This is a genomic window from Paenibacillus sp. J2L1-98 (assembly GCF_056269405.1).
The window spans coordinates 1-15,346 of sequence record NZ_JBWDNW010000007.1; the positions used below are offsets into that span (position 1 = coordinate 1).

The following is a 15,346-nucleotide window of genomic DNA, read 5'->3' on the forward strand; positions in this document are numbered from 1 at the left end:
ATTGGAAAGCGGCAGCGTAGGCTCAGAGCAGCTTTCGGCAGGCAGCGTAACGAGAGAAAAGCTGGCATACGGAAGCGTAGGCCCGGAACAATTGGAAAGCGGCAGCGTAGGCTCAGAGCAGCTTTCGGCAGGCAGCGTAACGAGAGAAAAGCTGGCATATGGAAGCGTAGGCTCCGAACAATTGGAAAGCGGCAGCGTAGGCTCAGAGCAGCTTTCGGCAGGCAGCGTAACGAGAGAAAAGCTGGCATACGGAAGCGTAGGCCCGGAACAATTGGAAAGCGGCAGCGTAGGAGCAGAGCAGCTTTCGGCAGGCAGCGTAACGAGAGAAAAGCTGGCATATGGAAGCGTAGGCTCCGAACAATTGGAAAGCGGCAGCGTAGGCTCAGAGCAGCTTTCGGCAGGCAGCGTAACGAGAGAAAAGCTGGCATACGGAAGCGTAGGCCCGGAACAATTGGAAAGCGGCAGCGTAGGAGCAGAGCAGCTTTCGGCAGGCAGCGTAACGAGAGAAAAGCTGGCATATGGAAGCGTAGGCTCCGAACAATTGGAAAGCGGCAGCGTAGGCTCAGAGCAGCTTTCGGCAGGCAGCGTAACGAGAGAAAAGCTGGCATACGGAAGCGTAGGCCCGGAACAATTGGAAAACGGCAGCGTAGGAGCAGAACAGCTTTCGGCAGGCAGCGTAACAGCCGATAAGCTCGCGCCAGGCATGCTGCAAGCGTATATTGCTGAAAATGAAACGATTCTGTCCTTGCAGCAAAAGACGATTGAACTTTCTTCATTAAGTTTTACGCCTGTAATATCGACTGCAAGCAGCGGAGTTACTAAGCAGCAGTTCGGATTGTCGCCCTTTAGCTTCACTTTTCAAGAAGAGCAGATTGAAGTCGTCATTGCTTTCGAAGAGCCTTTCTCGGATAATCGTTACGTACTAACGGCGACGATTGATAATCCCGCTTGTTATGCAGTGATACAATCAAAAACGGCCGAACAAGCAAAGATTACCGTTATCCGTACCCGCATCAGTCAAGATCCTAGAGGTGATATTAACTGGATTGCAATCGGTAGAGCCTAGATACGATAAGAGGATTTTGTACGCGAAAAGCGTCAAAATCCTCTTTTTTTATAATATACGGAAGACGGTATAATTTCGAAAATTACACGGATGCCGTTACGGTACAGGAAGTCCTACATACAATATGGTGTTATGGTGTTATACCGATCGATCATATTAAGGATTGGAGAGATCGCTAATGAGACGAAAAAAAAAGAATGACCAACGTCTCAAAAACAAATCTGATTTGAAAACCAATATGAACAAACGCGTTGATCGTTACAAACGCGGCTTGGATGAAGGCTACCAGCAGGGTTTAGAAGCAGGATATAAAAGCTTTGAATCGCATTTTGAAGGAACAAGTATTATCATTCCGAGCGATAACGAGGTCGAATACGTTAAGAGATGCATTGAAAGTATCATCTATCATACGGATTTGTCCTACGAAATAATCGTAGTAGATAACAACTCCTCAGATGGAATTAAGCATTATTTGAAGCAGCTGGACGGTTTTGTGAGATATCAAATTTTATCGCATAATCATGGTTTTGCAGGAGCGGTGAACAGGGGCTTAATGATGGCCAAAGGAACGACGATTCTATTGTTAAGCAATCATGCTGTTTGTACCGACAATTGGCTGAGCAATATGCTTATTTGCTTACAAAGTAATTCTAACATCGGTATGGTAGGACCGGTGCTGAATGAAATGAACGTCAGCGAGCTGATTGATATGAATTACAGCAGTATGGATGATCTGCAAACAACATTAAGCAATCAGAGTGATTCTACCAAATGGAGCGATGCAGAGAATTTGTCCCAAAAGTGTTTGTTGTTTCGGCGCGATTTGCTAGAGAAGGTAGGGTTTTTGGACGAAGGCTGCTCCGAAGGATCATACGTTATAGAAGATTATTGCATTAGAGTAAAACTCCAAGGACTTTCTTTCGTGTATGCTGGAGACGCCTTCGTTCATATCGCAAAGGATAATAAGGTGATTCCAGCCCGTAAAGCGGGAGCGGTAAGCGAGAAAGCAATACGATACTATACGGATAAATGGAATGAGAATTCGTATAAAAGTGTAATCAACAAATTATTACGCCGGATAGACGCTTATCGACAGGATCGGTTGCATGAACGAAACCTCGGCGAAACGACGTTTTACCCGCAAGCGATTGCAGTAAAAGGGTTAACGGATACCATTTTCTGGATTGAAGATGATGTTCGCAGGCCTATTGAAGGGATATGGGATGGACCTGTCATTCAGTTGTCCCAAATTGATTTAAAACGATGGTTGTTCGGGCCCGTATTGACTGAGGAGGAAGCGCTGCTTAAATTGGATATTGTTCAGGGAGATGGACAAAACACCGATCTCCATGGATCCATTTGCATCAAGGCGGATGGCGGTATGTATTATATGGAAAAGGGCATGAAACGAGCTGTCGTTAGTCCTTTAGCAGCCAAGGCATGGTGCATGAATATGCGTTCACAAATCAGTTTGTCTGACTCACAGCTTCAAGATGTTCCCGATGGTCTGCCTATAATAGGACCGGTCAGCCTTTGGCAAGCATTGTAAACTCTATTCGAGTGAATGGTTAGGAGGCAAAATGGATGGCAATAAGTAAAAAAAAGACGTTACAGCGCAGAAAGTCCGTACAAAGAAAGCGTCTAACTCAGAAAAATAACGAGCGCGTAAAATTAGGTCAAGTGTTCAACGATGGTTACAATACGGGGTTTGCAAAAGGTTTTGAAGATGGTCATCAATTGGCCTATGAACAACAGCCATAATAAAATCGGCATGCTGAGCCCAATATGCTATCGTTTCGTCAGGAGATGAAACGATAGCATATTGGGCTTTTTTGACTTGGTTACAATGACCAACGGATAATGATACCGGCTTGCGTTAAGCCGCCTCCAAACCCATAAAGAAGCATGAGCTGATCTTGCTTCAATGTGCCAGCTTTGACTGCTTCGTCTATAGCAAGCGGAATCGAAGCGGCGGAAGTATTGCCGAACCTTTGGATGCTGGACAAAGTTTGGTCAAGAGTGAAGCCGGTTCTTTCGCAAAGTGCTTCAATAATACGCATATTCGCGCTGTGTGGAACGAACCAATCGATGTCAGCAGCTGAGAGATTGCTTCGTGTCATGAGCTGCTTTACACCTGCTGCAACATGACTGACAACCCACCGGTACACTTCACGGCCATTTTGTACAATTAATCCGTTTGCATGAATAGCATGATCTCCTATGGCAGAAGCTAAGCTGCTGCGATAAAGCTGATGTCCGCGCGCGCCATCCGTTATGGAATACATAGACATCACATCTCCGCTTCCGTCATCCGACGACTCCATAAGGAATGCCCCAGCTCCATCTCCAAACAATATACAGGTGGTTCGGTCTGAATAATCGGTAATTTTGGATAACGTTTCCGCTCCTATAACGAGCACCTTGCGGTAAGCACCGGAAAGCAGCAATCCGTTAGCAAGCTGAATGGCAGCGGCAAATCCGGCGCATGCGGCTTGTAAGTCAACAGCCCCGCAGTTCTCAATGTCAAAATGAGCTTGAACCTGTGAAGCTACGCTTGGAAATACGGCATCAGGTGTAGAGGTAGCGACAATGATATAGTCGATATCGTTCACGACAATATTGTATCGTTCAATCATATTTTGGACAGCTGCGAAACAAAGATGGCTCGTGAATTGATGATCGGCCGCAATATGACGCTCCTGTATGCCGGTCCGCTGCACGATCCACTCGTCATTCGTATCAACCAGCTTCTCTAAGTCGGCATTCGTTAAAATTCGTTCTGGAACATAAGTGCCGATAGCGGTAATTGCGGCATTGGAGCGAATAACGGATTGGATGGAATCGTTCATTACCTTCAGTACCTCCCACAAAATTAGTATCAAGTACTAGTACCTGATGCTAATTTACTTCATTGATGCGCTCTTGTCAACGTCATGTGTGTATCGTTTGATGAATGTCCCAGAATGAAGATCACTCCATAGGAAGGCCTGCCGATTTTAACCAATGGATAAATATGACCGATCCTGGACAAAATTTATTTCAATTGTTCCATGACGAAAAAAATATAAATTCATATTGAAACGTTTCCAAACCTTTGATATAATAAATTTATTCAAATGAAACGTTTCCAAAAATACGATTCCGAAATGAAACGTTTCCAAATATACAAGTATGATTACTTGGAGGTTCGCCATGTCTAGCATTAAGAAGGTTGCTGATTTAGCAGGGGTAGCGGTTGGAACGGTTTCACGAGTGATTAACAATCATCCTGCCGTCAAGCTTGAAACACGGGACAAGGTATTAGATGCTATTCAGAAACTAAATTATGTTCCGAATGAAGTTGCAAGAAATTTTAAAATGCAAAAGTCAAAGATGGTAGCTCTCTTGCTTCCAACGATCTGGCATCCTTTTTTCTCAGAACTTGCGTATTATATCGAGGATGAGTTGGATCAAAGCGGCTATAAATTAATTCTTTGCAATAGTGCGGGCAAACCCGAGAAAGAACTATATTATTTTGATATGTTAAACCAGAATAAGGTTGCTGGTATAGTTGCGATTACGTACAACGATATTGAACATAGGGTCATGAAAGATATCCCAATGGTTACAATAGACCGGCATTTCAAAGAGGAGATTTCCTGTGTAACCTCAGATAACTACACGGGGGGACGTATCGCGCTAAGTGAATTGATCAAAGCAGGTGCCAAGAAACCGGCATACTTAGGATACGTTCCAAACTCGTCTATATCATATAAGACTGTATATGATGAATTGGGTTTAAGGAAACAAGGCTTTATTGATGAAGCCGAAGAGAGCGGAATTCCTTATATTATTTATGAGATTCCTGATGATGAACATGTAGATCCTTATTTTAAAACCTTATTTTCCTCTGAAGAGAATAAAAGCATAGATGGTGTTTTTGCAAATGGCGACTTGCTTGCTGCTGAATATATTAAGCGAGCCCGAGAATATCAAATTCGTGTTCCTGAAGATGTGAAGGTCGTAGGCTACGATGGAATTCAGAAAGACGAATTGTTTCATCCCTACTTATCTACGATTAAACAGCCTATTGAAGAAATGGCCAGAACGTCGGTACAGCTTCTTATTCAAAGGATCGAGGGCGAGGAGATAGAGCAGAAAACATATCGCTTACCCGTTGAATTCAAAAAGGGCGGGACGACTTAGAAAATTAGTATGAAGAAAACGTTGCATATAAGCGTTTTCCTTAGTTTTAAGTAAACACTTACTTTGTAAAAAAAGGAACAAGGAGGAATTATTTGTAGTGGAAGCTAAGCTGAAGAATGAGAAAGTAGACTTAAAACGAAGCCAGTTCCTATTAAATCCTATGTTAAAGCCAAAGAAGAATACTGATATTAAACATTTTTGGATCATGTTGATTCCGGCTTTAATTTGGTTGATTATGTTCCAAATCGTGCCGATGTTCGGTGTAGTAATGGCGTTCCAAGATTTTAATCCGGGAGAAGGGTTTCTAAAGTCAGAATTTATTGGTCTTGAAAATTTTCAATACATGATGGAGCTTAGCGATGTACGCGTTGTCTTATGGAATACGCTGGTCATTGCTTTTGGCAAAATCATCGGGAATTTGTTCGTTCCGCTTGTGTTCGCTTTGCTGCTTAATGAACTAAGGCAAAAGTACTTGGTTAAAATAATCCAAACAAGTGTATATTTGCCGCACTTCCTGTCATGGGTTATTTTATCCGGCATCATGCTTCAAATCTTTGCATTTAATGGTCCAGTTAATAGAATATTTGAATTTCTAGGAATGGAGTCTGTTCAATTTTTCCAACAAGCGGATTTATTCAGGGGATTCATTGTCGGTTCGGATGTTTGGAAAAACTTTGGCTTCAATTCTATCATTTATTTGGCTGCCTTAACCGGCATAGACCAATCTCTGTATGAAGCGGCGGATATTGACGGGGCGAGCCGCCTACGAAAATTGTGGCACGTAACCTTGCCTGGAATTCGTACCACCATTGCTCTTCTAGCTATTTTATCGCTTGGCGGTATTCTGGACGCAGGCTTTGACCAAGTGTTCAATATGTACAATCCGCTCGTATACAGCACGGGAGATATCATTGATACCTATGTTTATCGTGCAGGCTTACAGCAACTGGATTTCAGCTTTGGTACAGCGGTAGGTTTATTGAAATCGGTCGTCAGCTTTATTCTTATTACGATTGGGTATTGGGTTGCCAAAAAGCTTGTGGGCTACCGAATCTTCTAAAATTGGAGGAAGCAAAGTGGTTGAGAACAGATCATTAGGGTCAAAAGTGTTTGATATATCCAATTTAATTATTCTCGTCGTCATGACATTACTATGTTTGCTGCCGCTCTGGTACTGCTTAATGATTGCGTTAAGTGAAAAAGCTGCAGTGCAGGCGGGAATTGTATCCTTTTATCCGATTGGCTTTAACTTATATTCATTTAAAGCGATTTTGTCGGATCCTAAATTTTTCAAGGCGCTGTGGGTGTCTGTAGAGCGTGTCGTTCTGGGATCTGCGTTTACGATGCTGGTGCTGGTAGTAGCTGCTTATCCTTTGTCAAAGACGGGCAAGCAATTGCCGGGTCGTAATCTTCTGATGTGGTTATTCGTATTCTGTATGTTGTTTAACGGCGGCTTGATTCCTTGGTTTATCACATTGAAAACTTACAACCAGTTAGACAGCATCTGGGGCTTGGTTTTATGCGGCGGGGTTCCCATCTTTAATTTAATTTTGATTACTAACTTCATTAAAAATTTGCCGGAAGAGTTGGAAGAGGCGGCGAAAATGGATGGAGCGGGTCCATGGCGATACATGTTCAGCATATTGCTGCCTCTCTTAAAGCCCGTATTAGCTACTGTTCTATTGTTCACGATGGTGACGTATTGGAATGATTTCTTCCAAGGGATGGTTTTATCCACTCAAGCGGAGAGCTATCCGTTACAAACATACATCCAACAGCTGGTGGTTGCGACAAGTCTGGAGAATATGGCTACAATGACCGTTGAACAATTAAATCGTATGTCCATATTGAATAACGATTCTTTAAATGCAGCCAAGATTTTTGTAGCGATGATTCCTGTTCTGCTTATCTATCCGTTCTTACAGAGATATTTTGTCAAAGGAATTACACTTGGATCTGTAAAGGGCTAATCTGCTTTCCGGTAGTTTCGATGTTTGAGGAGAACATCCTTTAACATAAATATTATAAAAAGGGGAATAAAAGCATGAAGAAACTCAACATGAGAAAAGTGCCTGCAGTATCCTTGTCATTAGTATTGTCGCTTAGCATGGCCTTACTCGCGGGATGTACCGGGCAAGATAGCAAAGCCCCAACTGCTGCCGAAACGAGTAATGCGCCCTCTGCAACGTCAAAAGCAGACCCGCTAGGTAAACAATCCGAGCTGATTACCATTACAAGAGGGGCCGGGACTGACCCGAATCAGAAATTCCCTGAGAATCAAAACTTGGACGACAATGCGTATACTAGAATGCTAAAGGATAAGTTTAACATTCAAGTAGAGAATGCTTTCTCTGCATCTGGCGTGAACTATGCTCAAAAGGTAGATTTAGCGATCGCAAGCGGTAAAATCCCAGATTACTTGACCGGCTTAACTTATGCGCAATACAAAGCGATTGTAAAAGCAGGCTTGGCCAAAGACATCTCCGGCGTTTGGAACGACTATGCAAGTCCAGTCACGAAGGAAGTTTACAACTCCAACAAAGCTCTATTCGACAGCTTAGTAACGAAGGATGGAAAAATGTACGGTATTCCTTCCTCCAACCCTTTGCCGGATCTGTTGTCTGTCGTGTGGATTCGTCAAGACTGGTTAGATAAATTGAACTTGAAGGCTCCTGTAAATGTGGAAGAGCTTGAAAAAATTGCGCAAGCGTTCATTGAGAAAGATCCGGATGGAAACGGTTCAGCGGATACAGTTGGACTTGTTGGTCCATCTAAAGACGGAAAGCTGTACCAGGATCTGACCAATACGAACATCAACTTCCATTTTGACCCGATCTTCGCATCCTCGAATGCCTTCCCTGGAATATGGGTAAAGGATAGCGAAGGTAAAGCGATTTATGGCTCTATTCTGCCTGAAACGAAGACAGCTCTTCAAAAATTGGCTGATATGTACAAAAAAGGTCTAATTTCTCCAGGTATGTTAACGACCAAGACAGAAGAATTGATTGCAAACAACAAGGCTGGTTTGTTCTTCGGTACATGGTGGAGCCCGTTTGCTGATATCGGAAACAGCTGGAAAAACGATAAAAATGCGAACTGGCAGCCTTATCTTCTTCCATCCAGCTCCGACGGAATCTACCTGGCGAAAGGTGGAAACGCAGCTCAGACCTTCACTGTAATCAGCGAAGACTGCAAAAACCCTGAAGCTGTTATTAAAATGCTCAACATTTTCAAAGCGGGTCTAAAAAACTACGTGGATGAAAAAGACCAAACGGTATTAGGAGATGCCGCATTCCCGATGTACCAAACCTTCTCAATTGCAGATGGTCCTGCCATGGTTCTACAGGAAGTAAACAACTATTTCGAAGGAAAGAAGACTGCCGATGAGGTTCATTCTTACTTCAATAACTATGATGCTTACCAAAACCAGGCATTCGATAAAATTACGGCTTCCAAAACAGAGCCTTACAGCAATCTGAACATTGCAGGCTGGGATTTCTCCGGGGATAAAGCGAATGAATTTGGTTGGGTTTGGTCCTTTGGTGTAGGCCTGAAGCCATATGTGGAAGGCAAATTCAAGTTCGTTAATTCCTTGACTTACGAGAGAACAAAAACGATGGATAAGCGCTGGGCCAACTTAAGCAAGCTTGAGTATGAAACTTTCTCCAAAATCATCGTAGGTCAAGAGCCAATCAGCACCTTTGATGCATTTGTGAAAAAATGGAACGATGAGGGCGGTGCCCAAATAACGAAAGAAATTCAAAGCTCATTAAATCAATAAAGGAAATAATGGGTTCTGTCTTTGACAGAACCCATTATTAACCCTAATTTCATCTCACGTTTGGATTCTCTAATATGGAAGGAAGAGAGAGAGAAATGTCTACTGTGATTAATGTAGAGAAGTACCGCCCCAAGTTTCATTTTACTCCTAAAGCGAATTGGATGAATGACCCGAATGGTCTGGTTTATTTTAATGAAGAATATCATCTTTTCTATCAGTACCATCCGAACGGAACAACATGGGGACCCATGCACTGGGGGCATGCCGTAAGCAGAGACCTCATTACATGGGAGCATCTTCCCATAGCACTTGCACCTGATGAGCAGGGCATGATTTTTTCGGGCAGTGCCGTGGTTGATTGGAACGATACTGCCGGTTTTTTTGATGGAAAACCTGGACTTGTAGCTATTTTTACGCATCATGATCATCCACCAGATCAGGCGCCGAAAGAAAGTCAAAGTATTGCTTATAGTAAAGATTCGGGAAGAACCTGGGTTAAATACGAGGGCAATCCAGTTCTAACCTCTGACAAATTTATCGATTTTCGGGATCCGAAGGTGTTCTGGCATAAGGAAACGAAGCAGTGGGTTATGATTCTAGCTTGCGGTCAGACGGTTTGCCTCTATTATTCCTCGAATTTAAAGGAATGGAGCTTTGGCAGCGAGTTTGGTCAAGGAATCGGTTCCCATGATGGCGTTTGGGAATGTCCGGATTTGTTCGCACTACCCGTGGATGGAGATGGAACGAAACTTAAATGGGTCATGCTTATTAGCATTGCAAACGAGCCTGGAATCAAGGAAGGCTCCAGAACCCAGTATTTTACCGGACAATTCGATGGATGTACCTTTGTGCCCGATGAAGCTTCTCAGACGATTCGCTGGATCGATTATGGAAGAGATAATTACGCAGGTGTCAGCTGGTCGGATGTTCCAGAGTCAGATGGACGCCGAATTTATATCGGCTGGATGAGCAATTGGAAATATGCGAACGTGACTCCTACCGAAGGCTGGAGAAGCGCCATGACGATTCCAAGAGAGCTGACACTGGAAACTAGGAATGGAGAAATCGTATTAATTCAACGACCTGTGAAGGAAATGGAAGCGATCAGGGTTCCTCTTTTAGAGGTAGAGGGGAAAGCTTCAAGCGAACTAAAATCGAAATGCAAAGATCTCCAATTAGAGACGTATGAAATTGTAGCCGAATTCGAACTTGTGGAAGATGTGGAATCCTTTGGTTTCAAGATAAGAACCTCTACACAGGAAGAAACAGTCGTAGGCTACTCCGTGAAGGACAAGGAAGTTTTCGTAGACCGCACTCGTTCAGGAGTTATTGATTTTCAAGAGGACTTCTCAGGTAGACATCAAGCGATCTTACAGCCGAATCATCAATGTGTGCAGCTGCATCTTTTTGTAGACCGGTCATCAGTAGAGGTTTTTGCGAACGAAGGTCATAAAGTGATTACAGAATTAATCTATCCATCCTCAAACGCATTGGGATTATCCTTTTTTTGTCATGGAGAGACCGAGCTGCCCTATAAAGTGAAAATATATAAACTGTTCTGACCTATAACTGCGGTTCAGAAGTCAAAAACATTAACCCGTTAAAAGTCGCATATCATGCGGCTTTTTTAATTTATTGCCATTAGTTTTCCCATTTCGGGCAAAGATATTTCGTGCACAGAAACAAGGTGTAGATTGGCATTAAGCTGTTTCATGAATGAAATGGAGCTGCATAGTTTGAAAGTGATTGGTGAACGCTAAGAAAGGGCCTGAAGCCTGATCAAACCGAATTGGAGGATGGCTAAATGCACAAAAGAATCATTGCTTTATCTGCTGGCGTGCTGCTTAGCACAATGCTTGCGGGCTGCATGGAGAAACAGGGGGATTTAGGCAACAAAAATATCCGTTCAAACAGCATAAGATATGATGCAAATGGTAATTTACTGAAGGACAAGCGCTTTGCTAATGATCAGATGAATGAAATGAACCGTGTTAACGGCCGTAGGTTGAACAGCAATAATATTATCGGATCACATAAAAATTATCGGATGGAAATGAGCGAAAAAATTGCCGAGAGCGTAACGAAAATGGATGCTGTCAAATTATCATACGTCTTACTGACAGACCATAACGCGTATGTTGCGGTATCCCTGGATGAAGAACCTACAGGCGATTCGAAAATGATGAGCCGTACAAACAGCGGATATATGGGCAAAGAGGGCGTTAGAGTGAGCAGACGAATAAGCACCCTGTCAACAGGACAGCATATGCTTACGGATCAAATAAAAGACGAGATCGCAAATGAGGTCAAACGTTTGAGGCCAAGCGTGGAGAATGTATACGTATCTGCAAATCCGGATTTTGTCGGACGCTTGAACAGCTACATGAACGATGTGAAGCTGGGCCATCCTATTCAAGGTTTTATTGCGGAATTTAACGCTATGGCTGAACGGGTGTTCCCTGCAAAATCCAGCGACAACGAACTCAAAAGCACTAGTATAAAAAACAAACGTATGATTTACGACTGATTCGGTATTATCAAAAAATAGAAAAACAAACCGGTATAGTGAGCTGCCACTCTCTAAATCGGTTTTTTTGTGTAAATAGGCATAAATAGGGGTTTCCCATGAATTTAGACATTCATAGGATAAGGCATACCTTTAATTAGACTGGGAGGAGCAGCATGATATTTGGAACGGTTACAAGCGCAAGCGGTTTGCCGAAAGCAATGATCATGGCGAGATCAGTCAAAAAATATATGCCTAGAAGCAAAGTTGTCGTTGGTATTATTGAAGATAAGATACCAGATTCAGCGCTCCGCTTTCCATATTTCAATGAAGTTATTTTAATGAAACATATTACTACGTATTCCATTTATCATAAATTTTTCTTTCAATACACGTTGCAGGAAGCGCTGCGCTCTTGCAAAGCGCCATTAATGAAATATATCTACTATAAATATAAAGATGAGGATATTATGGTCTATTTGGATGCTGATATGAAAGTACTAGGTCCTTTTGATGAGCTGCCAGCAATTGTGAAGGAACATCCTATTACGGTTACGGGGCATTTCATATATCCTGAAACATTCGATCCGGATGGTATGGCAGAAATCCGGAAATCAGGCTTACATCATCCGGGATTCGTTGCATTAAACAGGCACCCGGTAGCAGAGAAGTATGTGCTTTGGTGGTCGAAGCTTAGCGATCATCATGGATATTACGATCATGAAAAAAAACGCTTCGCTGATCAAGATTGGCTGGATCTGTCCCATCTTTTTTTTGATGAAGTTTATTCACTGCGGCATGCCGGCTATAATGTTTCTTCCTTGAACTTAATCGAACGATGGAATATTGAGCGGATTGGCGAGGATATATACGTTATTAACGATCAACCTCTGCGATGCCTTCAACTTTCGCCTGATCTTTTACTGGCATCATCTTGGATCGAGCCGGAAAAGGGGCAAATTTATAGCGATCTATATAACCAATATATAAACCATGTAAACGAGCTGGGACTAAGTAATATAAATAAAAAACCGTGGAGCTACAGCCTCTTCTTAAGCGGGGAACCGATCAGCGATGAGACGAAAAGGATTTTTCTCAAAAACTATATTGAAAATCCGGAAATTGAAAATCCTTTTTTGTTGTCAAATGCATATTTCAATAATGAGCAGGATAATCAAAGGATCAACAATATACCAAATCCACTTCAGTCTCAGAAGATCAGACATAAACAGAACCGGGCTATTCAAGTTAATAGAACAAAAGCAGCGCGCAGAAAAATAAACGCTAGCCGAAAAAAGAGTATCCGTCTAAGAGGTTAGTAAAGTGTTTAAAAATGCGCAAATTAGGCATCTACCATCGTGTAGGTGCCTATTTATTTACAATATATAGCCTTCGTGCAGCCATTCTTATTTTTAAAAATTTCCACGCTTTCTCTACTTAGTAGTAGTAGAACGTCCAATCCGCATTTTGAATCTCTTCATATACTAATTTAGCTTAGTAACAAACTAGAAAGAAGGCGAGATAATAGGATATGAGTGATGACTTAAAACCTAAAACCACCAATAAAGGGCAGCGGACGGTAGCAATAATAGGCCAGGGTTATGTCGGCCTTCCATTGGCGCTTCTCTTTGTAAAAAAGGGATTTCATGTATTGGGTATCGATTTAGATCGTCGGAAAATTGAAATGCTTAACAATGGAAAGAGCTATATTACTGAAATACCGGACCGTGATATTCAAGAAGCCATAGCAACTGCAAGATATACGCCAACCGATCAGTTTAGCTTTATGGAAGCTGCCGAAGCGATCGTTATTTGTGTTCCAACACCGCTGACCTCGTATGGAACGCCAGATTTGAGTTATCTGACCCAAGCGGCGGCGGAAATTGGCGGCAGATTGAAGAAGGGTCAGCTGGTCATATTAGAGAGCTCTACTTATCCGGGTACGACCAGAGAGGTGCTGCTGCCTGTACTGAATAAAACGGGATTACAGGCAGGTTCAGACTTCTTTGTGGCTTATTCACCGGAGCGGGTGGATCCAGGTAATGAAGAGTATCCGGTTGAGAAAATTCCGAAAGTAGTTAGCGGGATCACGCCTGCTTGCCTTAGCAGAGTAGAAGAATTATACGGGCAGCTATTCATTCAAGTCCGTCCCATTTCTTCAACAGACGCAGCCGAAATGACGAAACTATTGGAAAACTCATATAGACTGATCAACATATCGTTTATCAATGAATTAGCCATGATTTGCGATGTTCTTAACCTGAATTTATGGGAGATTATCGAAGCGGCAAGCAGCAAGCCATTCGGCTTCAAAGCCTTTTATCCCGGTCCGGGAATAGGCGGGCATTGTATTCCAGTAGATCCTTCTTATTTACTTTGGAAAATTAAACAGTTCGGTATTAATTCTGATTTCATTCAAATTTCGAATGCAGTTAATCATACGATGCCTGTATATATCACGCAGCAGCTCAAACAGTATCTGGCACAGAAGTCGCTGACGGGCTCCAGCATATTAATTTATGGAGCTGCTTATAAACGGGATATAGCCGACTTCCGTGAATCAGCTTCGCTTGAACTTATTCATATGTTTCAGATAGAAGGGGCAGACGTGTTCTATCATGATCCGTACATTCCTTCTCTGCGGCTTGGCGATAACAAATATGAGAGCTTAGAGCTTACCGAAGAAACGTTAAAGAAAATGGACTGCGTCGTAATCGCTACCGATCATTCTTCCATGCCCCTGGAGCTCATACTGGAACATGTGCCTCTCGTATATGACACGCGGAATGTGACCAAAGGTGTAACAGGCAAAGCGAAGATCGTGAAACTTGGAGGAGGTAATTCTTGAGTCCATTCTCTAACCCTATGGATGAAGAGCATCAAACCGCTGACACCGAGATTACAGAAGATCCAAGTGGAGAAGAAGCTCAGGATCAAGAGACTAGCAACACCTTCATTTCAATCCTCTCTGAAGCTGTAAATGTGATTACGAATGATGTTCTTACGGTGCAACCGGTGCAGCCGGTGCTGTCGGAGCAACCAGTACAGCCAGTGCAACCATTGGATAATAAATGTTTGATCGTAGAAATTCATTTTAATTCTTACGGTTTCAAAAAAGAAAGATTTACAAAAAAATGGATCGATTATCGGATAAAGATTTTTATGATGTATACGTGCAGATGTTTGATGAAACAAACGAACAAAAACTTTAAAGCTTTTATTTATTATGCGGATCAGACCGAATCTTTGGTGCACCGGGCGCTGCGCAGCTATAAGAAGCTTCCCTCCAATATACAATTTGTTCGAATCTCAGACAGAGATAAGCGGGTGCTGGACTGCTTAGAAGGATTTAAGCATGTATATTTTGTGCGGGTTGATTCCGACGACATGTACCGTAAAAATTTTATTGCACAGCTCCACGCTTTCAAGCCGAAACCGTCAACAAAAGCTATAATCAATCAAAGAGGCTTCTGGTATGATTCCAACCGCAAGCGATTAGCAGCCGTCGTCCGCAAATCTCCGCCGTTTTATACGCTTATTTATAAGACGGAAGATTATAAAAAAGGAATGCGGTACCCGCTTAAGGGGCATGGAAGCGTGATTCGGCTCCGTCATGAAAAGTTAAAGCCGCGTAACTATATGGTAATTATCCATGGTAAGAATACTTCAACCCGGTACAGAATTCGTAAAAAAACAGATTATAGGGTTAATCGAAAACGAATCGGAAAAATTATGAAATTGTACAGATAAAGTCTAATTTGAAGTAAGTATCATTTGGGTATAGGCTCGGGCACTCACGGCAAACATT

Annotated in this window: 13 protein-coding genes; 12 read left to right on the forward strand and 1 reads right to left on the reverse strand. The window is 42.5% G+C overall.

The genetic code is table 11. The annotated features are described in order from the left end of the window. The 3 genes from AC0YNZ_RS14980 to AC0YNZ_RS14990 all read left to right on the forward strand — a co-directional run. A partial coding sequence (locus tag AC0YNZ_RS14980) for a WIAG-tail domain (protein ID WP_475827369.1) occupies window positions 1-1,066 on the forward strand: 1,066 nt, incomplete at its 5' end. A gap of 178 nt (window positions 1,067-1,244) precedes the next feature. Further along, on the forward strand, window positions 1,245-2,615 hold the full coding sequence (locus AC0YNZ_RS14985; protein WP_475827370.1) for a glycosyltransferase family 2 protein: 1,371 nt from the start codon (window positions 1,245-1,247) through the stop codon (window positions 2,613-2,615). Window positions 2,616-2,650: 35 nt separating this feature from the next. Then, window positions 2,651-2,827: a hypothetical protein gene (locus AC0YNZ_RS14990; protein ID WP_475827371.1), complete on the forward strand. Its 177-nt coding sequence runs from the start codon at window positions 2,651-2,653 to the stop codon at window positions 2,825-2,827. A gap of 80 nt (window positions 2,828-2,907) precedes the next feature. Here the strand turns inward: AC0YNZ_RS14990 and AC0YNZ_RS14995 are convergent, their stop codons facing one another. Next, window positions 2,908-3,915 (reverse strand): beta-ketoacyl-ACP synthase 3, encoded by a 1,008-nt coding sequence (locus tag AC0YNZ_RS14995; protein WP_475827372.1) that lies wholly within the window; start codon window positions 3,913-3,915, stop codon window positions 2,908-2,910. Window positions 3,916-4,258: 343 nt separating this feature from the next. Between AC0YNZ_RS14995 and AC0YNZ_RS15000 the strand changes: the two genes are divergently transcribed. The 9 genes from AC0YNZ_RS15000 (at window position 4,259) to AC0YNZ_RS15040 (ending at window position 15,288) form a co-directional block, all read left to right on the forward strand. Further along, window positions 4,259-5,251 (forward strand): LacI family DNA-binding transcriptional regulator, encoded by a 993-nt coding sequence (locus AC0YNZ_RS15000; RefSeq protein WP_475827373.1) that lies wholly within the window; start codon window positions 4,259-4,261, stop codon window positions 5,249-5,251. A 160-nt stretch (window positions 5,252-5,411) separates the two neighbouring features. Next, the gene (locus AC0YNZ_RS15005; RefSeq protein ID WP_475827587.1) at window positions 5,412-6,311 is read left to right on the forward strand and encodes an ABC transporter permease; all 900 of its coding nucleotides are present in this window, start codon (window positions 5,412-5,414) and stop codon (window positions 6,309-6,311) included. Between the two features lie 16 nt (window positions 6,312-6,327). Next, window positions 6,328-7,221: a carbohydrate ABC transporter permease gene (locus tag AC0YNZ_RS15010; RefSeq protein WP_475827374.1), complete on the forward strand. Its 894-nt coding sequence runs from the start codon at window positions 6,328-6,330 to the stop codon at window positions 7,219-7,221. 74 nt (window positions 7,222-7,295) lie between these two features. After that, window positions 7,296-9,032, forward strand: coding sequence for a type 2 periplasmic-binding domain-containing protein (locus AC0YNZ_RS15015; protein WP_475827375.1), 1,737 nt, complete (start codon window positions 7,296-7,298; stop codon window positions 9,030-9,032). A gap of 95 nt (window positions 9,033-9,127) precedes the next feature. Continuing rightward, window positions 9,128-10,594 (forward strand): glycoside hydrolase family 32 protein, encoded by a 1,467-nt coding sequence (locus AC0YNZ_RS15020; protein WP_475827376.1) that lies wholly within the window; start codon window positions 9,128-9,130, stop codon window positions 10,592-10,594. Window positions 10,595-10,836: 242 nt separating this feature from the next. After that, window positions 10,837-11,559, forward strand: a complete 723-nt coding sequence (locus AC0YNZ_RS15025) for a YhcN/YlaJ family sporulation lipoprotein (protein WP_475827377.1) — start codon at window positions 10,837-10,839, stop codon at window positions 11,557-11,559. Between the two features lie 155 nt (window positions 11,560-11,714). After that, window positions 11,715-12,857 carry a hypothetical protein gene (locus tag AC0YNZ_RS15030; RefSeq protein WP_475827378.1) on the forward strand — a complete coding sequence of 381 codons (1,143 nt, stop codon included), beginning with the start codon at window positions 11,715-11,717 and terminating at the stop codon, window positions 12,855-12,857. 212 nt (window positions 12,858-13,069) lie between these two features. Continuing rightward, on the forward strand, window positions 13,070-14,386 hold the full coding sequence (locus AC0YNZ_RS15035; protein WP_475827379.1) for a nucleotide sugar dehydrogenase: 1,317 nt from the start codon (window positions 13,070-13,072) through the stop codon (window positions 14,384-14,386). Next, window positions 14,383-15,288: a glycosyltransferase family A protein gene (locus AC0YNZ_RS15040; RefSeq protein WP_475827380.1), complete on the forward strand. Its 906-nt coding sequence runs from the start codon at window positions 14,383-14,385 to the stop codon at window positions 15,286-15,288. The genes AC0YNZ_RS15035 and AC0YNZ_RS15040 overlap by 4 nt, the downstream gene beginning before the upstream one ends. The last annotated feature ends 58 nt before the right edge of the window (window positions 15,289-15,346 follow it).